This is a genomic window from Dickeya poaceiphila (genome assembly GCF_007858975.2).
GTDB classification, from domain to species: domain Bacteria; phylum Pseudomonadota; class Gammaproteobacteria; order Enterobacterales; family Enterobacteriaceae; genus Dickeya; species Dickeya poaceiphila.
Genome location: NZ_CP042220.2, coordinates 2,734,087 through 2,754,145 on the forward strand (window position 1 = coordinate 2,734,087; position 20,059 = coordinate 2,754,145).

The window sequence follows — 20,059 nt, forward strand, 5'->3', positions numbered from 1 at the left end:
GCTTTTAAATCAATACGATTTAAATCAATAGATTGCCAACCCCTACAAACAGGAAGCTAAAACAACATGAATGTTAATTTCTTTGTCACCTGCATCGGCGATGCGCTCAAATCGCGCATGGCGCGTGACAGCGTGCTGCTGCTGGAACAGCTCGGCTGCCGCGTTCACTTTCCTGAACGACAGGGCTGCTGCGGCCAACCTGCCATCAACAGCGGGTACATCCGTGACGCGCTACCGGGCATGAAAACCTTGATAGCCGCGCTGGAAGAGAACGATGACCCTATCGTCTCACCAGCCGGTTCCTGCACTAACGCTATCCGCCATTATGTCGACTGGCTGATGGATGAACCGACATGGGCCAGCCGTGCCGAACGGGTCGCCAGCCGGATGGTTGACTTCACCTCGTTTATTGTCAACCAGCTTGGGGTTACCGATGTCGGTGCGCGCCTGCCAGGCAAAGCGGTCTATCACCCCTCTTGTAGTCTGTATCGCAAATTGGGCGTTCGCGAAGAGCCGCTGGCCTTGCTGCGTCAGGTGCGTGATCTGGAACTGCTGCCGTTCCACGCACAGGAAACCTGCTGCGGTTTCGGCGGTACGTTTTCCGTCAAAATGGCGGAGATTTCCGGTGAAATGGTGAAAGAAAAGGTGGCGCACATCATGGAAGCCAAACCGGACTACCTGATCGGCGCCGATGCCAGTTGCCTTATCAACATCGCCGGACGGCTAAAGCGCGAAGGGCACGCCGTTAAAGTGCTGCATATCGCTGAAGTGCTGATGAGTCGTTAAGGAGACGCCATGTACCTCAAAACCAGCAATACCCCATTCCATGAGCGTATCCGCCAGCAGATCGACGACCCTATCATGCGTCAGGCGGTGGCCAACGCGCAGGAACGTATCGGCGCCAACCGCCAGAAGATGGTTGATGAACTCGGCCAGTGGGATGTCTGGCGCACCCGCGCTGCGCAAATCCGCGCCCATGTGCTCGATAATCTTGACGCCTATCTGTATCAGTTATCGGAACAGGTCACCGCTCGCGGCGGCAACGTGTTTTTTGCCGAAACACGCGAAGACGCTACCCGTTACATCTTGCAAGTCACACAGGCCAAACAGGCCCGCAAGGTGGTGAAATCCAAGTCGATGGTGACCGAAGAGATCGGCATGAACGCCGTGCTGGAAGCCGCCGGCATCGACGTGGTGGAAACCGATCTGGGCGAATACATCCTGCAACTGGACAAAGACGCCCCCTCTCACGTGGTGGTGCCCGCCATCCACAAAGATCGCCATCAAATCCGCCGTGTACTGCAACAGCAGTTGGGCTACGACGGCCCGGAAACGCCGGAAGCGATGACGCGTTTTATTCGCCAGAAAATCCGCGCCGACTTCCTTAGCGCCGAGGTGGGGATCACCGGCTGCAACTTTGCCGTGGCGGAAACCGGCACCGTGAGTCTGGTGAGCAACGAAGGCAACGCCCGGCTATGCACCACCCTGCCACGCATCCACATCGCCGTCATGGGCATGGAACGTATTGTTCCCACCTTTGAGGAACTGGATGTGGTGCTCACCATGCTGGCGCGCAGTGCGGTTGGCGCCCGGTTGACCGGCTACAACACCTGGCTGACCGGCCCACGTGATGCCGGCGGCATCGATGGCCCGGAAGAGTTTCATCTGGTCATCGTAGATAATGGCCGCTCACAGGTGCTGGGGTCGCCGTTCCACGATATTCTGCGCTGCATTCGCTGCGGTGCCTGCATCAACACCTGCCCTGCTTACCGTCATATCGGCGGCCATGGTTACGGCTCTATCTACCCCGGACCCATCGGCGCGGTGCTGTCGCCGCTGCTGGGCGGGTATAAAGATTTTAAACATTTGCCTTACGCCTGTTCACTGTGTACCTCCTGCGACGACGTCTGCCCGGTTCGCATTCCGTTGTCCTCGCTGATCGTGCAACACCGGCGTACGCTGGCAGAAAACGGCATGACGCCAGCCGCTGAGCAACGCATGGTCCGCTGGTTCAACTACGCCAACCGCCACCCTGGAATATGGAAAGTCGGGATGGTGGCAGGCGCACGTGCGGCACGCTGGCTGATTCGTGACGGCAAAATACCGTTCAACATTGGCGCGATTAGCGAGTGGACCGCCGCCCGCGACCTGCCGGATGCCGATGGCGAGAGTTTTCGCAGTTGGTTCAAACAGCACCAGCGTCAGAATAAGGAGCAACGCTAATGGAAAACCGTGACGTCTTTCTGTCCACCCTGGCCCGACGACTTGGCCGGGAACCCCGCCAGACGCCGCCGCCGATGCCGCCGATGGAAAACAACCCGGCGCAAATCCGCCTGACCGAGCTGACGCCGCAACAGCGCTGCGACGCCTTCATCGATTACGCCAGTAACGTGATGCTGGCGCATTGCGAACGCACCCCGCTGGCTGAGGTGGCGCAGGCCGCCGGGCGGTTGTGTCAGCGTTATGGCGGCGCGCCGGTGCTGGTCAGCGGCGATGCGCGGCTGGCGGAGCTGGGGGTCACCGACTACCTGCAACAGCACCATCAGGCCCAGTGCTGGGACCCGGCAGCAGGCGAAAACAACCTGAAGCTGGCGGCACAAGCGCATATCGGCGTGGTCTACGCCGATTATGGCCTGACCGAATCCGGCGGCGTGGTGCTGTTCTCAACCCCGCAACAGGGGCGAGGCCTGAGCCTGCTGCCAGAATCAACGCTGTTTATTGTGCGCAAAAGCTGCCTGTTGCCGCGCGTCGCACAACTGGCCCAGCATCTGCGCCAGCGGGCGCAACAGGGTGAAACCTTGCCGTCGTGTATCAATCTGATCGCAGGCCCCAGTTCTACCGCCGATATCGAACTGATCAAGGTGGTGGGGGTACACGGGCCGTTAAATGCCGCGTACCTGATTATTGAGGATTGCTGATAACCTGCGGCATGAGGTGTATGACAGTACAGTGATGACACCCATTAAGAGCCTATAACAGTGTGGCCCCCGCTGGGGGCCACACTGAGGTTAGGCCAATCCCAGCAAGGCGTTGAGGCGGGCTATTTCTTGCCGCCATTGCGTCTGTAGCGCGGGTTTCTGGTGCTTCGCCTTACGCGCCAGGTCTTCAGCCAGCCGGTTTTCCAGTTCAACCAGTTGCGCCAACAGCCTGTCGGCTTCATCGATACGCTCTGATGTCACCTGTGACGCCGCCGCTGGTGGCGGTGCCGAAGAGGGTGCGGTGTCAGCAGATGCAGCCCCCAGACGCTGATAGATCAAGTCCAGATCGTGCCACTCGCTCAACACGCCGTGCTCAACCAGCCAGAAGCGGTTACAACTCTGGCTTATCAGCGCCCGATCATGCGTTACCAGCAACACACCGCCAGCAAAGGTTTTCAACGTCTCGGCCAGCGCCTCTTTGCCCTCCATGTCCAAGTGGTTGGTCGGCTCATCCAGCATCAACAACCCGTAACGCGCCAGTGACAACCCGACAAACAGCAACCGGGCACGTTCGCCGCCGCTCAGGGTGGCGACGGTTTGCTGATGGCGCGACCACGGGAAACCGGCACTGATCAAGGCCATTTTGCGGTCCTGCGCCACCGGTGCGAACGGTGTCAACGCATCAAACAAGGTCTCGTCATCACGCAATTGATGCAGCGTCTGGTCGTAATACCCCAGCCGGACACGGGGATGCAGGCGAATGGCTTCATCCTGCGTCGGATGCTGGTATTGCTGCCATAACAGACGCAACAGCGAAGACTTGCCACAGCCGTTGCGGCCAATAATCGCCACCCGATCACCACTTTTCACTCGCTGCAACGGCAGGGTGAACAATGCCGGATGCTCCGGTGCCGGGCTTACCGCCAGCGCCGTCATCTCCAGCAGACGATCCGCACTCAGCGCTTCGCCATGCAGCGCCAGTCGCCACCGACTACCGGCGGTCAGCTCGGTCTGATCCTCTTTTAGCCGTTCGATACGCTTTTCCATCTGCTTGGCCTTGCGCGCCAGGTCTTCGTTATCGTAGACCTTGCCCCACATCGCCAGCCGCCTGGCACTGGCAGTTACACGGTCGATTTCCTTTTGTTCCGCGTTGTGGCGCAGCGCATCACTGCGATCACGCTCCGTCAGCGCGGCACGGGCAGCGCTACAGGGCAATCCAAAGTAATGCAACTGTTGGTCACGCAGGATGTAACTGCCGTTGGTGACGTTATCCAGCAACTGGCTGTCGTGAGAAACCAACACAAAGCTGCCGCTCCACTGTTGCAGAAACTGCTCCAGCCACAATAATGTCGGCAAATCCAGATGGTTGCTCGGCTCATCCAGCAGCAACAGGTCTGGCGAAGTAATCAGCGCTCTCGCCAGCAGCAGCCGGGTATGCTGGCCGCCGCTCAACGTGCCGGAGGGCAGCAGCCAGTCCTGTTCGCCAAAGCCCATTTCCGCCAGCAAGGTTTCCGTCCGCCAGCGTTCGCTGACGCGCTCCGTTTCAGGAAGGCGTGCCAGCACCGCCTCCAGCATCGTCAACGAATGCAAATCCACTGGCAGATGTTGCTCAACGCGTGCAAGCAGACAGTGATTGGCGAGCGTCACATTGCCGCGGTTTGGCGATAACGTACCGTCCAGTAGTTTTAACAGTGTGCTTTTGCCGCAACCGTTATGGCCGATAAGACCAAGGCGGTCGCCCTGATTCAAGGTAAAAGAAATGTCGTTCAGCAGAGGGCCGAAAGGGGTATCCACGCTCAATGCGTGTACTGTCAGTAAAGTGCTCATTGCTTACTCAAGAGTTACAGGCACAACTGTGCCTCGTCAACACAACGCCGACGATAACCCGGTAAGGCCGAGGGAAGGGAAAATACGGTTTGCTTCGCTCAAGCCACCGTTATCGCAGCACGATATCGATAACGCTTGAGCAGCGGCGATCACCAAGAGGATGTGAAGTGTTAAACATTCCACAGAGCAGCATAATTATCCTCCTTAATTGTTATCCAAAGGTTAATCGATGCCCGGATTGTAACGGCAACGGGTGGGCTACGCCACCCGTTTGCAGATTATTTCCCTGCCAGCATCACCAGCGCCACACCTATCAGCACCAGGCAGAATGCCAGCCGCAACACCACCACCGGCAGTTTGTGCGCCAGCGCCACCCCCCACGACACACTGAGAATGCCGCCAATCGCCAGCGGGATGCCGGTCGCCCAGTCTACATTACCGGCCTGAGCGTAAGATGCCAGCGCGGCCAGTGCGCCGGGCACCACCAGCGCCAACGCAATGCCCTGCGCCTGCGTTTGGGTGAAACCGAACAGTGTCACCAGCGCCGGCACCACCACCAGCCCGCCACCCACGGTAAAAATACCGGACATGAAGCCGCTCGCCACACCGAGCGCAGGAAGATAACGTTTTGATAATACTGAGGTCGGCATGCGACTGCGCTGGCTGTTGACCCACTGCCAGATGTAGTACGTCGCCAGCACCAGCAGGAAAATGGCAAACGCCTGTTGCAGGTTATCAACCTGAATGGCGGCAGCCATGTGCGCGGCAACATAGGCCGACACCGTAGCGAAAGCGCACAGCATCAGCGTCATGCGGGTATCTATCTTGTTGCGCTGTCGGTAGCGCAAAAAGCCTATCAGCACGTTCGGCGTAATCATAATCAACGCCGTACCCTGCGCGAGGTGCTGGTTCATACCAAACAGCATCCCCAACACCGGAATGGCGATCAGCCCGCCGCCGATGCCTAACATCCCGCCGCACACCCCAAGTCCCATCCCCAGAATCAAACACAACACTACATTGGTCATCAGCAAACTGGCCATAACTCACCACCACACCCGTTATATCGCTTGTTTATTATTCGATTATTTATTATTCAATTGATGGCTGAACGATTGCTCGCTGACCAGCAGCCCAACGGCTCGGCCAGCAGTTGGCCAGCGTAGCTCGAACAATGCGCCGCCTGATGGCGCAGGGCCACAACTCACCTGCCCGCCATGCGCCTGAGCAATCGCCTGCACCACCGCCAGCCCCAACCCACTGCTTTTGCTGTTATCCACACGCGACTGTTCACCACGCTGAAACGCCTCAAAAATCAGCCCGGCGAACTGCGGGTCAATACCAGGACCACTGTCTTCAACCCGCAGATACGCCCACCCACGTTCTACCGCTGTCCGGATGTGTAACGGTCCGGGGGTGGCATGTTTTTGCGCATTCTCCAACAATGCCAGCAGCGCCTGACGAATCCGCACCGGATCACATTGCACCACCCGGTCTTCCAACGCCAGCGACAGGCTAAACCCAGCGCTTTGCAGCGTGGGACCAAACGCATTGACGACCTCGTTCACCTCGTCAGATAAATGGGTTGAAGCCCAGCGCAGTTCAAGATGACCACTCTCTGCTAGCCCGACCACCCGCAAATCCTCAATAAGCCGTCCCAGCCCTTCTACCTGCGTCAGCAGATTGCGAAACAACCCGATATCGGGTTCGAATACACCTTCGGTCAACCCCTGCAACCGGCCACGTAAAATGGTGACCGGCGTGCGCAGTTCGTGCGCGATGGCGGCATTCCAGAACGCCCGTTCCTGCGCCATGCGCTCCAGCCGCTCCGCCATGGTATTAAAGTCACGCACCAGCAATGCGGCCTCACCCAGCGAATAATCGTCAGTTTCGGCGCGCGCATTCAGCTCACCTTCGGCGATTTGGCGCAAACTATGCGCTACCGAATTCAACGGCACCAGAATACGGCGCGACAGACGAACCGCCAGCACCGACGCTATCATCAGCGCCAGTAGCGTGGTGCCCCCCATCCAGAACCACTCTATCGTGGTCGGCATCCACTGATCATTCGGCGACAGGCTTTCTGGCGAAATCGTCAGCATAAAGGCATAGAAAATATAAGAGCCAACCACCATCACCAGCGTGACGGACAACGCCAGCAGCGTCATGGAGCGCAGAATTTGTCGGCTTAAGCTGCCTTTGTGCTTCACGATGATTCACCCAGCCGGTAACCAACGCCGCGCACGCTGGACGGCACGCCGATAAGCCCCAGTCGCTCCAGTTTCTTACGCAGTTTGCTGATGTGGCTGTCTACAGTGCGTTCCAGAGAATCCCCTTCCGGCAGGCAAGATACCAGCAGTTCCTCACGGCTGAAGACCCGCCGCGGCGCACGGGCCATATGGGCTATCAACCGAAATTCGGTTAGCGTCAGATCCAACGGCTGGCTAACGCCATTGCATTCCACAACCACTTCATGGCTTTCCAGATCGATTTGAAAAATACCGGTACGCAGGAAACGCGGCGACTGACGCTCGGCTCGCAGCCCGGCGCGGCGCAACACCGCCTGCACCCGCGCCACCACTTCAGCAGGATTGAATGGTTTAACCACGTAATCGTCAGCGCCAATCCGCAAGCCCATCAGTTTGTCGATATCCTGATCCAGCGCAGTCAGCATAATCACCGGCGTATCGCCACGCAGACGAATCCCCGACAGCACCTGCCAGCCATCAACCTGCGGCATCTGCACATCCAGCAGCACCAGATCCGGTTTCATGGAAAGATGAAGCTCCAGCGCCTGACGCCCGTTGGCGGCATGAAGGGTGCGTAAACCGCTACGTGTCAGGTAAGCCCGGAGAATATCGGCAATTTCTGGTTCATCTTCGGCGATAAGCACCAATCCATGGATCTCGTCAGCCATTGGCATGGATGGCGTATGCACAATCATCAGTCATCTCATTAATAAAAAATGCAAGGTTCTCCATCATATCTCCATATTTATCCAACGAAAACCGCACACAACAGGCGCACACTCCCGCAGTCTGGCCGCCCTATGGCCGATAACCAGAGATTACGACGTTATATGAATATCAGGAAAACGCCTCCATACCCGGTCGCCTATATTTTATCGGTGCTGCTGCTGGCAACGCCCGGTGAAACGCAGGCGAACGGCGAAGTCACTCGCCTGCCCGTGTCACTGAAGCAGTTGTGCCGCCACGGCGTACTGCTGGCGCTGGTAGGTCTGCTACTGGCCGGCTGCGACCAGCGTGACGCGCCAGTCGAATCACCGCCGGCGAAAGTCACCGTCATGGCCGCTAAACCGATGCCCATCACCCTGACCGACGATCTACCTGGCCGGGTCACCGCCGTGCGCACGGCAGAAATTCGCCCGCAGGTAGGCGGCATCATCCAGCGCCGCTTATTTGAACAGGGTGCAGAAATCCGTGCCGGACAGCCGTTGTTCCAGATTAACCCGGCGCCGTTCAACGCTGATGTCGATACCGCCAGCGCCGCGCTGCAACGCGCCCAGTCGGTGCTGAACCGGGCGCAAATTCAGGTCGCCCGGCTCAAGCCATTACTCAGCACCGGCGCTATCAGCCAGCAAACCTATGATGATGCGATAGCACAACGCGACCAGGCTGCCGCCGATGTGGCACAGGCTCGCGCCACGCTGGCGCGTCGCCAGCTTGACCTGACCTTCGCTACGGTCGAGTCCCCGATTGCGGGTCGTATCGACCAGGCGCTGATTACCGAAGGCGCGCTGGTCAGCACCAACGACAGCACGCCGCTGGCACGAGTTCAACAAATAGACCAGGTATATGTTGATGTACGGCAACCCGCGTCTTCACTGGAGCAACTGCGCGACATGCTGAACAAGCACGCCGGCAGCAGTGACGGCATCCCGGTGGTGATACTGCGCAGCGACGGCACCCCCTACCCGATGTCAGCACGTATTCTGTTTTCCGGCATGAATGTGGATACCGGCACCGGCGACGTGCTGCTGCGAATTCTGGTCGATAACCCACAGCGACAGTTGCTGCCGGGGATGTTCGTACGCGCTCGCATCCCGTTCGGCCATTACCCGGATGCTCTGCTGGTGCCGCAACAGGCCGTCACACGCAACGGCGGCGAGGCCAAAATCTGGGTCGTTGATGAGCAAAACACGGCGCACGCCATCACGGTTGAACCTGCCGAGCTGATCAACCGGCAGTATCGTATCCGTGCCGGGCTTAATGCCGGTCAACAGGTGGTGATCGAAGGCGGGGAAAGGTTGAGCGAAGGTAGCTGTGTGGCGACCCAACACTGGAAAAAGGTGCCGTCTGCCACTGATGTGGCGTCACGCTAAGAGCCGGGGAGTTTAGGTATCATGCCGCAATTCTTTATCCATCGCCCGGTGTTTGCCTGGGTGATCGCCTTGTTCATCGTCCTGCTGGGAACCCTCGCTATTCCCCAGTTGCCTGTCGCGCGTTATCCGTCCGTCGCGCCGCCGATGATGACAATTAACGCCTCTTACCCCGGCGCAACGCCCCAAACGATGAACGATTCGGTAGTCGGGTTGATAGAACGCGAGTTGTCCGGCGTAAAAAACCTGCTGTATTTCGAATCATCCGTGGATACGTCCGGTTTGGCGCAAATTAATGTCACGTTCAAGCCGGGCACCGACCCGGAATTGGCGCAGGTGGACATACAAAACCGCATCAAATCGATTGAACCCCGGCTGCCGCAAACGGTCAGGCAAAACGGCCTGCAGGTAGAGTCCGCCTCATCCGGCTTTTTGATGTTGGTCAGCCTGACCTCCGATAACACACGTTACGATCAGGTAGCGCTGAGCGACTACATGGCGCGCCACATTGTCGAAGAATTGCGACGGGTTGAAGGGGTTGGCCGCATCCAATTATTTGGTGCAGAGCAAGCCATGCGTATTTGGGTCGATCCGAACAAGCTGCTGTCTTACGGACTGACCATGAACGACCTGTCAACCGCCATCACCCAGCAGAACGTGCAAATCGCCCCCGGACGGGTTGGCGATGCCCCCACTCTGCCGGGACAGCGCGTGACCATTCCGCTGACGGTGCAAGGGCAACTGGAAACGCCGGAGCAATTCGCCGCGATGGTACTGCGCGCCAGAGAAGACGGTTCACGGGTGGTGCTGGCCGATGTGGCGCGCATCGAGCTGGGTGCGCAATCTTACGGCTTTTCCGTGCGTGAAAACGGTAAGGACGCCACCGCCGCCGCCGTTCAACTGGCGCCGGGCGCCAATGCGGTACGTACCGCCAACGCCATCGCACAACGTATGGCCGAGTTGAAAATATCCATGCCGGCAGGCATGAACTATTCATTGCCGTTCAACACCGCCCCATTTGTCAAAATCTCTATCGAGCAGGTGCTCAGAACGCTGATTGAGGCGATGGTGCTGGTGTTTCTGGTGATGTACCTGTTTTTGCAAAATGTGCGTTATACCCTGATCCCGGCGATTGTTGCGCCCATCGCTCTGCTCGGCACCTTCATGGTGATGCTGGCCGCGGGTTTCTCCATCAACGTGCTGACGATGTTCGGCATGGTGTTGGCGATAGGCATTATCGTGGATGACGCTATCGTGGTGGTGGAAAACGTTGAACGGCTGATGGCGCAGGAACGGCTGTCGCCCAAAGCGGCGACCATCCGCGCGATGAAGGAGATCACCGGCGCGATTATCGGCATCACGCTGGTGCTGTCTGCCGTGTTTATTCCGATGGCGTTCGCCAGCGGCTCCGTGGGGGTGATTTACCGACAGTTTACCCTGTCGATGGCGGTTTCGATCCTGTTCTCGGCATTTCTGGCGCTGACGCTGACACCCGCGCTATGCGCCACGCTGCTGACGCCGATTGCCGACGGTCATCATCAGAAACGCGGTTTTTTCGGCGGCTTTAACCGCCGCTTCGAACAACTCACGCAGCACTACGCTACCGGCACCCGCGCACTGCTGCGCCGTTCCGGCAGCATGTTGCTGCTGTTTGCCGCACTGACCGGCGCACTGGGGTGGCTGTTCCAGGCATTACCGTCCGACTTTCTGCCGGAAGAGGATCAAGGGTATTTTATGACATCATTCCAGCTACCGTCGGACGCCACGCAAACGCGTACGCTGGACATCGTCAAAACCTACGAACACCATGTCGCTTCTCGCCATGGCATTGAGTCCAACATGTCGATTCTCGGCTTCGGTTTTTCCGGCTCCGGCCCTAACGCCGCCATGGCTTTCACCACGTTAAAAGACTGGTCTGAACGCGATAATACCACCACCCGCGCCGAAGTGGCGCTGGCGCAACAGGCGATGTCATCAATCCGGGAAGGCACCGCCATGACGCTGATGCCGCCGGCTATTGATGAGCTGGGCACCTCATCAGGTTTTACCCTGCGCTTGCAAGATCGTACCGGTCAGGGTTATCAGGCGCTCAAAGCGGCAGAGGCTCAACTGCTGACGTTGGCGGCGCAGAGCCACATCGTCACCAGCGTCTACCCGGACAGCCTGCCGCCCGGTAGCACAGTGCGACTGGATATTGATCGCCAAAAAGCGCAAGCGCTCGGCGTGTCGTTCAGCACGCTTAGCGATACGCTATCGGCCGCCATCGGCTCACTGTATGTAAACGACTTCCCGAACGCTGGCCGGATGCAGCAGGTGATCATTCAGGCCGATGCGCCGGCACGTATGCAACTGGATGACGTGCTCAAACTGTATGTGCGCAATACCGCAGGCGGTATGGTGTCGCTGAAAGAAGTGGTCACGCCGGTCTGGAGCGATACCCCGTTGCAACTGACGCGCTATCAGGGCGTTCTGGCGGCGCGAATCTCCGGCATTGCCGCACCAGGCGTCTCCAGCGGCAAGGCAATGGCGGAGATGGAACGGCTGGCCGCGCAACTGCCGCCAGGTTTCACCATCGAGTGGACCGGGCAATCGCTACAGGAACGGCAATCCGCCACACAAGCGCCGATGTTGCTGCTGCTGTCGATGGTGGTGATATTTCTGGTGCTGGCGGCACTGTATGAAAGCTGGTCGATTCCCCTGTCGGTGATGCTGGTGGTGCCGCTGGGGCTGCTCGGCGCCGTGCTGGCGGTGCTGCTGCGCGATATGCCAAACGATGTGTTCTTCAAGGTGGGACTGATTACCGTCATTGGGCTGTCCGCCAAGAATGCCATCCTGATCGTCGAGTTCGCCAGACAGCTGCGCGAGCAAGGGTATGAACTGGCTGATGCCGCAGTGATGGCAGCACGCCTGCGCCTGCGCCCGATCCTGATGACTTCTCTGGCGTTTGCGCTGGGGGTGGTACCGTTAATGTTGGCGTCAGGCGCCAGTGCGGAAACCCAACACGCCATCGGCACCGGCGTATTCGGCGGTATGGTCAGCGCCACCGTGCTGGCGGTGTTTTTCGTACCGGTGTTTTTTGTGGTGGTGATGAACCTACAGGAACGCTATGACCGCTGGCGCAAAGCCCGTCGAACTCAAAACATGACCGATCACTAAAACGATGGGAACGGCGACCAGCCCGAAAGTCACGGCAGGTCGCCGAACGGGAAAAGAAACGCAAGCTGTTGCTCGCCCGGCATCCACGTAGTAATCAATGCATGTAGTAATCAATGCACGTAGTAATCAATGATAGTAAAAAGCCCATCGGCACCAGTGCCGACGGGCTTTTTACATCAGAACCAGACCTCAACGACAAACATTAGCGACCAACCGAGGCACTAGCGGGCAAGCACCCGCCGGGTCGAAGCCGGGTTATTCACCAGTTTTTCCGCAGGCCGGACAGGCCGCCGAACCAGTTCGCCGCCACAGTTGGGACAGTGGCCGTGCAGTCTCTCCTGCGCACAATCAGCGCAAAAGGTGCATTCAAATGAGCAAATCCGCGCCAGCAATGAATCCGGCGGCAGGTCAACATCACAACATTCGCAGTTAGGCCGTAATTCCAGCATGGTGTGTACTCCTGTTGTTCAGGGGTTATCCCGTTATCATGCCTGCCTGAGGTTACGCTGTCAGCAATCGGCTTGCCAGCCAGTCATCCGCGCTTTTTACCCCCGGCAGTACAAAGAAATAACCGCCGCCAATCGGCTTGATGTACTCCTCCAGCGGTTCGCCATTGAGCCGTTTCTGCACCGTCAGAAAACCTTTTTCCAGATCGGCCTGATAACAGACGAACAGCAGCCCCATATCCAACTGGCCGGAATTGGAGACGCCCAGCGAGTAGCTGTAGCCGCGGCGCAGCATCAGGTTGGCGCGGGTTTCCGGGGTACGCGGATTAGCCAGACGAATATGCGCATCCAGCGGAATCACCTTACCTTGCGGGTCGCGGCTGTAATCCGGTTCATCATGTTCGTGGGCCATGCCCAGCGGCGCGCCGCTGTGTTTTTCCCGACCAAAAATGGTTTGCTGCTCCTGCAGTGGCGTGCGGTCCCAGAATTCAACATGGAAACGGATGATCCGCGCCGCCTGATAACTGCCGCCCACCGCCCATGCGGGTTCACCGGACTCTGCGCCAACCCACAGGATCTGATCCATCAACGCCCTATCTCTGGTATCAGGGTTAGCAGTGCCGTCTTTGAAGCCCAGCAGATTAACCGGCGTTTCCTTGCCTTTGCTGCGTGCCGCGTGCGCGGAAATGAATCCTTCCCGCTTCCAGCGCACACTGAGCAAGTCCGGCGTCTGTTTGATGATATCGCGCAGCGCGTGCAGCACCGTTTCGTTAGTATTGGCGCAAATCTGCAACAACAGGTCGCCATGACACAAGCTGGCGTCCAACGCATCATTGGGAAAGCGGGTCATGCGTTGCAGTTTCAGCGGCTTGAGCGCCTGCAAGCCAAACCGCTCATCAAACAACGATGCGCCAACCGACACGGTGATGGTGAGATTGTCTGGATAGATCTCCGGTCCCATGATGCCGGAATCCAGCGGCGGCAGGCGCGGGTCAACGTCCGGCACCTTGCCGCCCTGCGTCAGAAACGCGATACGCTGAGTCAGCAACTGGAACAACCGGTTTAGATCGGGCTTGCTGGTCGCCAGCACATCAAACGCCACCAGCATCATCGCCGCCTGTTGCGGCGTGACGATCCCCGCCTGATGTTCGCCAAGAAACGGCTGTTTTTCCCAGCGCTCATCCTGTGGCGCCTGCGGTTTATCTTCCGCCTGCGCCAGCCGGTCAGCGCCGAGCGCCAACGCCCCGCCCATCATGCCCAGCCCTTGCAACAGGCGACGACGCGACGGCGAGGCAATGTCCGGCTGCGCCGGACAAGCAGAAGGGTGAGAAGCGTGCGGCCCGTCCTGCGGACCAGTGGTATGACTCATGATAGCTCGCCTCAATCCAGTCCAAGCACGCCACGCAATTGCGCCAGGTCTTCCGCCAGTGTGGTGATCGGCCCTTTCAGCGCCGTGCGGTCGGCATCACTCAGTTTTTCGTAGGATTCAAATCCGTCTTTAGTTTTGTACTTCGCCAGCACGCCATCGACTGTTTTGAAGTTGGCGTCGATCTTGCCAAGCAACGGCTTATTGGCTTTCTCCAGCAGTGGGCGCAGCAGGTTGACAATTTTCTGCGCGCCGTCAACGTTGGCCTGGAAATCCCACAGATCGGTGCGGCTGTAGCGATCTTCCTCGCCGCTGATCTTGGTTGCGGCGACTTCTTCAATCAAGCCGGATGCGCCGCCCACCACCTTACTCGGCGGGAATGTCAGGCTGGCGATGCGTTTTTGCAGTTCCTGTGTATCGGCATACAGTTGATCGGCGTAATGCCCCATACCTTTGGTGGAGTGATCGGCAAACAACGCTTTCTCCAGCCGGTGGAAACCGGTGAATTTCGGGTCATCGGCTTTCTTCTCGTAGTCGTCTTCACGGGCATCGATACTGCTGTCCAGATCGGAGAACAGTTCGGCAATCGGCTCAATACGTTCGTAGTGCTGACGGGTCGGCGCATACAGCTTACGTGCCTCTTCCAGCTTACCGGCTTTGATAGCGGCGGTGAACAGTTTGGTCTGCTGCACCAATCCTTCCACTTCTTTGGTAACGTACACCTTGTATTCGGCAATCGGCCCGACCAGATCCAACACGTTGGTTTTTGCGACGGCGGCATCATCGCTGGCAGTCACTGCCAGTTTACCTTTCGGGTTGCTAAGCAGACCGCACGTCATGTCGTACTTTCCCGGCTCCAGGTTGGCAGTCATTTTCTGGGTAAAGCCCGGTGCGATATTCTCACGCTCTTCCACCACCATCACCCCGTTGAGGATTTCCCATTCCAGGTTTTTCTGGCTGGCGTTGGTGACGACAAACTGCGTTTTACCCGCGGCTACCGTGACTTGCATCGGCTCGCACTGCTTGTCATTAACCGTTATCTTAACCTGCGGAATATCCGCGGCCAGCGCATTGAATGCAGGAAAAACCAGCAGGGCAGCGCACAGCGCTGAGCGGCGGAACAATGGTGTAGACATAGAATTATCCCTTTTTACATTAATTGTTAACTGTGATAGTTGTTAGTTATGACAATAATTAATGGTGATGCTTACGCGCCATCGGCGCCGTGGCTGGCTCCATACGTTGCGGCATGAAAAAGAACACCAGCGCCGGAGTCAGATACAGAAAATAGACCACCACTTCGCTAACCGTCGGGGTTTCCTGATAGCCAAACATCCCTTCCAGCAGCGTGCCAGTCAGGGTATGGGTTGACAGCGTGGCGCTAAAATCGAACGCGATTTGCTGAAATTGATTCCACAACCCCGCTTCGTGAAAAGCGCGGATTGCTCCGGCTGCCAGACCGGCGGCAACAAACAGAATGAACAGGCTGCTCCATTTGAAGAACTGGGCCAGCCGCAGTTTCACTCCCCCCCAATAGATCATCATCCCGACCACGACGGCACACAGCAGCCCCAGTACAGCGCCGAGCGGCGCGTAAATGCCGACATCCTGCTGGAATGCCGCCAGCAGAAAGAACACCGACTCCAGCCCTTCACGCGCCACGGCGAAGAACACCATCGCCACCAGCGCCCACCCCTGACGTCGGCTGGCACTGAGCGCCTGATCGATAGCGCCTTCCAGATGCACCCGTACCGAACGCGACACCTTGCGCATCCAAAACACCATGTAGGTCAGAATGATCACCGCAATAACCGCCACTATCCCTTCAAACAGTTCCTGTTGTTTTTGCGGAAACTCGCCGGTAGTGGCGTTGATGAACACCCCAAGCGCTAAACATAACGCCAGTGCCAGCGCAACCCCTATCCAGACCGCCCCTAACCACTGTTCACGCTGGGTGCGTTTCAGGTAGCTGGCAATCAGGCTGACGATCAACGCGGCCTCCAGTCCCTCTCGGAACATGATGAGTAATGGAACGAACATGGATGAATACTCCTTCAGGCAAACCCAGCACGCAGACGAGCACACTGCGCAGGAATACAAATGGGATAAAGAATGATAATAGTTCTTATTAATGAGAAAATGTAAGGTGGGGTAAAGTAATTTTTTCTAATCAAATATTTCAGCGCCAGCGGGCAACGTTTCGGTTTTACTCGTCGCCGCCCAGCGCTGAGGCTGGAATCATTTACTTAATTGCTAACAGCCACTTATTTCATCGGTAACTGCTTTTCCACTAACGCCACCCACATGGCAACGCCGTGCGGAATCAACGCGTCATTAAAGTCATACCTGGCATTGTGCAATGGGTGGGATGGGGTATCACCATCTGCCCCCAACCAGAAATAAGCGCCGGGACAGTATTCGAGCATACAGGCGAAATCTTCAGATGCCATAGAAGGAGCGATGTCCCAATGTACCTGATTCGCACCAAATATCGTTTCCGCTACCTCGCGTACCGTTTGCGCACTCCGCGCATTATTGCAAGTCACCGGATAACCAGGGTAATAACTCATCGACCCCGTCACGCCGAACACCTCAGGAATTTGCGCCACAAACTGCGCAATTAATGCCTTTACCTGTTCACGCACCGAGGCTTGCAGGCAACGCAACGTGCCACGCAGCACCACTTTTTCCGGAATAACGTTGATGGCCTCGCCACCCGCAATCTGCGTGATACTGATCACTACAGACGACTGAGGCGACAGGCGTCGGGAAGGGATAGTCTGTAACGATAACACCAACTGAGAGGCGGCCATGATAGGGTCAGCGCCATTTTCCGGCATAGCGGCATGACAGCTTTTGCCAGTCAGTACAATTTCAAACGAATCAAGCGAGGCCATCATGGCACCACAGTTCAAGCCGGCATGTCCAACAGGCAGTCCCGGCCAGTTATGCAATGCATAAATGCCATCCATCGGGAAACGAGTAAACAGCCCTTCTTCCACCATACGACGCGCACCGCCAAGGTTTTCTTCCGCCGGCTGAAAAATGACTCGCACCGTCCCACTGAAACGGCGAGTCTCGCTGAGATGGCTCGCCGCCGCCAGCAGCATCGCGGTATGCCCGTCATGACCACAGGCGTGCATCACACCGGGGTGCTGAGATTTATAGGGAAGACTGCCCAATTCCGTAACCGGTAGCGCATCCATATCGGCACGCAATCCGATAATCGGCCCAGGGCCATTTTCCAGCGTTCCCACCACGCCCGTTTCCGCCAACCCGGTATGGACCTGAAAGCCAAAGCGAGACAGCAACGTCGCTACCATTTCGGATGTCTGGCGTTCGTGATAACCCAGTTCCGGATTAGCATGTAATTTGTGCCGCCACTCAATGGCCTGCGCAATCAGCGCCGGAGAAATCCCCATACTCTCCTCCTCATTGATTCACACCTCAGCCACCTGCTCCGATGTGTATTTTGCCCCAGACTCAGTCACCCTGTGATGACTTACTCTACCCCAGCCACCAATACGGACAAAGATTATCTACCGGACAGTAAAGATACTTTTGGCATAACGCTTCGTGAGCCATCCACCCTGCTTTGCGTATAACGCCTATGGCGACTGACGTGGCACAGACTTACGTGGCACAGCTTTTTTCAGGAAAAATAAGAGGTGAGTGCGTGTTTCATCGCCATACAAACACAACAACATCAGCAAACTGACTTTTCAAATTCACGTTTCTCCCATCGTGCCGTGATGCGTGGTGTGCCACAATGAACCCCACAGTATGGCATTAGCCATCGCATCAGAAGAAAGGAGTAAAAATGAGTGACGCACCTGCCGCTGGCCTGTCTGCCAGCGAGGCGCTGGACCGACTGGAAGCGCTGTATGATGGCGCAGTCAGAGCGCTGCGTACCGCAATCGGCGATTTCATTAACCACGGCACCCTGCCGGATGCCGCCGCTCGCGCCAATGGGCTGTTTGTGTATCCGGAACTGCGCATTACCTGGGACGGACTGTCGCAAAAGCACAGCAAAACCCGTGCGTATGGCCGCCTTACCCACGGCGGCAGCTACCGCACCACCGTCACCCGTCCACAATTGTTCCGGCATTATCTGGCGGAACAACTGGCGATTCTGGAAAACGATTATTCGGCCACTATCGACGTCGCACCATCGGACAAAGAGATCCCTTACCCCTATGTGATCGACGGTGCCAATCTGAAGCTGGAACGCTCAATGAGTGCTGCTCTGGCGCAGCATTTCCCCACCACATCGCTGGCGCTTATCGGCGATGAAACCGCTGATGGTCTGCTACAGACGCTTGACCATTCCCCCTTGTCACACTTTGACGCGCTGCGTACTGACTTTTCTCTGGCACGCCTGCGCCACTACACCGGCACCCGCGCCGAGCACTTCCAGCCGTTTGTGCTGTTTACCAACTATACCCGTTATGTTGATGAATTCGTGCGCTGGGCTTGTGATCAGATTGCCGATCCCTCCAGCCCGTACCGGGCATTGGCCTGCGCAGGCGGCGCAATGATCACCGCCGACACCGAGAACCCGCAGCAGGCGGTATCCGATCTGGCATGGAAAAATCATCAGATGCCGGCCTATCATTTGATCTCGCGCGAAGGGCGCGGCATTACGCTGGTGAACATTGGCGTCGGGCCGTCTAACGCCAAAACCATCTGCGATCATCTGGCGGTACTGCGACCACACGCCTGGCTGATGATCGGCCACTGTGGCGGCCTGCGGGAAAGTCAGAATATCGGTGATTATGTGCTGGCACATGCCTACCTGCGCGACGATCATGTGCTGGATTCGGTGTTGCCGCCGGATATCCCAATCCCCAGTATTGCCGAAGTACAACGCGCCTTGTATGACGCCACCAAGCAGGTCAGCGGTATGCCGGGCGAAGAAGTGAAACAACGGCTGCGCACCGGTACCGTGGTCACCACCGACGACCGCAACTGGGAATTACGTTATTCCGCCTCGGCGCTGCGCTTCAACCTTAGCCGGGCGGTGGCGGTAGACATGGAAAGCGCCACTATTGCCGCGCAGGGATATCGCTTTCGCGTACCATATGGCACGTTGTTGTGCGTGTCGGATAAACCGCTGCACGGTGAGATCAAACTCCCCGGTCAGGCAAACCGCTTCTATGAAGGGGCGATTTCTGAGCATTTGCAGATTGGCATCCGTGCGGTAGATTTGCTGCGTGCTGAAGCCGAACACCTGCACTCGCGCAAACTGCGCACCTTCAACGAGCCTCCATTCCGCTAAATAAAATAAAACCGCTCTCAGGCTAACGAGAGCGGTTATCGATTGTTCATTCACAGAATCGTTTTATAAAGGGTTGCTGGCCCGCTGCGCCGAAACGGCGTAGATGAAGTAAGAGTTTCTGGTCTATGATGAAAAATGACCGGCAAGTGAACACCGCCGGCCTGATATTCATAGCGAACCAACATGCGATTGACAGAAAAGGAGAGCGTTATATGTCAGGCAGTAAAAAGAAAAAGAGTCCGATTGGTCTGGATGTGCAGCAGTCTGAAAAGATTGCCGCCAAACTGAACACGTTGCTGGCTAACTACCAGATTCTTTACATGAATGTGCGCGGTTATCACTGGAATATTTCCGGCGCGGCCTTTTTCGAACTTCACGCCAAGTTTGAGGAAATCTACAACGAACTGCTGCTGAAAATTGATGAACTGGCGGAGCGTATTCTGGCACTGGGCGTGCAGCCGCTACATGCCTACAGCGACTACCTGGAAGTAGCGGATATCAAAGAAGACGTCAACGCCACCGATGGCAAAAAAACGCTGCAAGGGCTGCTGGCCGGTTATGCGGTGCTGCTGCAACAGCAGCGGGAAATCCTGCCGCTGGCGGCGGATGCCAGCGATGAAGGCACGGCGTCGCTGATGACTGATTACATCAAAGAGCAGGAAAAACAAATCTGGATGTTCAATGCCTACCTGAAATAACCCCGGCCTGACGCCTCGTCACAATCACTAC

16 protein-coding genes are annotated in these 20,059 nt (G+C 57.3%); 7 read left to right on the forward strand and 9 right to left on the reverse strand.

Translation table 11 applies throughout. The features are described from left to right. Nucleotides 1-66: 66 nt before the first annotated feature. From Dpoa569_RS12120 to Dpoa569_RS12130, 3 genes are read left to right on the forward strand one after another with little or no spacing between them, the layout of a single operon-like run. On the forward strand, nucleotides 67-786 hold the full coding sequence (locus tag Dpoa569_RS12120) for a (Fe-S)-binding protein (protein ID WP_042869700.1): 720 nt from the start codon (nucleotides 67-69) through the stop codon (nucleotides 784-786). Between the two features lie 9 nt (nucleotides 787-795). Next, nucleotides 796-2,223 (forward strand): LutB/LldF family L-lactate oxidation iron-sulfur protein, encoded by a 1,428-nt coding sequence (locus Dpoa569_RS12125; protein ID WP_042869698.1) that lies wholly within the window; start codon nucleotides 796-798, stop codon nucleotides 2,221-2,223. Further along, a complete protein-coding gene (locus tag Dpoa569_RS12130) occupies nucleotides 2,223-2,918 on the forward strand; it encodes a LutC/YkgG family protein (protein ID WP_042869696.1) in 696 nt (231 codons plus the stop codon). The genes Dpoa569_RS12125 and Dpoa569_RS12130 overlap by 1 nt, the downstream gene beginning before the upstream one ends. Before the next feature lie 90 nt (nucleotides 2,919-3,008). On the opposite strand, the gene Dpoa569_RS12135 is transcribed toward Dpoa569_RS12130, so the two are convergent. The 4 genes from Dpoa569_RS12135 to Dpoa569_RS12150 all read right to left on the reverse strand — a co-directional run bounded on the left by Dpoa569_RS12135 (nucleotide 3,009) and on the right by Dpoa569_RS12150 (nucleotide 7,689). Next, complete coding sequence (locus Dpoa569_RS12135; protein WP_042869694.1) at nucleotides 3,009-4,745, reverse strand: ABC-F family ATP-binding cassette domain-containing protein; 1,737 nt, start codon at nucleotides 4,743-4,745, stop codon at nucleotides 3,009-3,011. Between the two features lie 278 nt (nucleotides 4,746-5,023). After that, nucleotides 5,024-5,788: a sulfite exporter TauE/SafE family protein gene (locus tag Dpoa569_RS12140; RefSeq protein ID WP_042869691.1), complete on the reverse strand. Its 765-nt coding sequence runs from the start codon at nucleotides 5,786-5,788 to the stop codon at nucleotides 5,024-5,026. Between the two features lie 42 nt (nucleotides 5,789-5,830). Continuing rightward, the gene (locus Dpoa569_RS12145) at nucleotides 5,831-6,955 is read right to left on the reverse strand and encodes an ATP-binding protein (RefSeq protein WP_042869689.1); all 1,125 of its coding nucleotides are present in this window, start codon (nucleotides 6,953-6,955) and stop codon (nucleotides 5,831-5,833) included. Next, entirely contained in the window at nucleotides 6,952-7,689 is a 738-nt protein-coding gene (locus Dpoa569_RS12150; RefSeq protein WP_050569425.1) for a response regulator, read from the reverse strand. Before Dpoa569_RS12150 ends, Dpoa569_RS12145 begins: the two co-directional genes overlap by 4 nt. A 135-nt stretch (nucleotides 7,690-7,824) precedes the next feature. Between Dpoa569_RS12150 and Dpoa569_RS12155 the strand changes: the two genes are divergently transcribed. Together Dpoa569_RS12155 and Dpoa569_RS12160 are read left to right on the forward strand one after the other, a co-directional pair. Then, nucleotides 7,825-9,087 (forward strand): efflux RND transporter periplasmic adaptor subunit, encoded by a 1,263-nt coding sequence (locus Dpoa569_RS12155; protein WP_128569698.1) that lies wholly within the window; start codon nucleotides 7,825-7,827, stop codon nucleotides 9,085-9,087. Between the two features lie 21 nt (nucleotides 9,088-9,108). Further along, nucleotides 9,109-12,240, forward strand: a complete 3,132-nt coding sequence (locus Dpoa569_RS12160; RefSeq protein ID WP_146411400.1) for an efflux RND transporter permease subunit — start codon at nucleotides 9,109-9,111, stop codon at nucleotides 12,238-12,240. A 221-nt stretch (nucleotides 12,241-12,461) separates the two neighbouring features. Here the strand turns inward: Dpoa569_RS12160 and Dpoa569_RS12165 are convergent, their stop codons facing one another. The 5 genes from Dpoa569_RS12165 to Dpoa569_RS12185 form a co-directional block, all read right to left on the reverse strand. Next, nucleotides 12,462-12,689, reverse strand: a complete 228-nt coding sequence (locus Dpoa569_RS12165) for a DUF1272 domain-containing protein (protein ID WP_042869687.1) — start codon at nucleotides 12,687-12,689, stop codon at nucleotides 12,462-12,464. Nucleotides 12,690-12,741: 52 nt separating this feature from the next. Then, entirely contained in the window at nucleotides 12,742-14,055 is a 1,314-nt protein-coding gene (gene efeB, locus Dpoa569_RS12170) for an iron uptake transporter deferrochelatase/peroxidase subunit (RefSeq protein ID WP_042869685.1), read from the reverse strand. 11 nt (nucleotides 14,056-14,066) lie between these two features. Next, nucleotides 14,067-15,188 (reverse strand): iron uptake system protein EfeO, encoded by a 1,122-nt coding sequence (gene efeO / locus Dpoa569_RS12175; RefSeq protein ID WP_042869683.1) that lies wholly within the window; start codon nucleotides 15,186-15,188, stop codon nucleotides 14,067-14,069. Between the two features lie 58 nt (nucleotides 15,189-15,246). Continuing rightward, nucleotides 15,247-16,092: an iron uptake transporter permease EfeU gene (gene efeU, locus Dpoa569_RS12180; protein WP_042869681.1), complete on the reverse strand. Its 846-nt coding sequence runs from the start codon at nucleotides 16,090-16,092 to the stop codon at nucleotides 15,247-15,249. Nucleotides 16,093-16,316: 224 nt separating this feature from the next. Further along, nucleotides 16,317-17,474 (reverse strand): M20 aminoacylase family protein, encoded by a 1,158-nt coding sequence (locus Dpoa569_RS12185; RefSeq protein WP_042869680.1) that lies wholly within the window; start codon nucleotides 17,472-17,474, stop codon nucleotides 16,317-16,319. Nucleotides 17,475-17,872: 398 nt separating this feature from the next. On the opposite strand from Dpoa569_RS12185, the gene Dpoa569_RS12190 reads away from it, so the two are divergent. Beyond that, nucleotides 17,873-19,330, forward strand: a complete 1,458-nt coding sequence (locus tag Dpoa569_RS12190; RefSeq protein ID WP_146411403.1) for an AMP nucleosidase — start codon at nucleotides 17,873-17,875, stop codon at nucleotides 19,328-19,330. Between the two features lie 212 nt (nucleotides 19,331-19,542). Then, nucleotides 19,543-20,028, forward strand: a complete 486-nt coding sequence (locus tag Dpoa569_RS12195; protein WP_042873851.1) for a Dps family protein — start codon at nucleotides 19,543-19,545, stop codon at nucleotides 20,026-20,028. Nucleotides 20,029-20,059 lie beyond the last annotated feature (31 nt).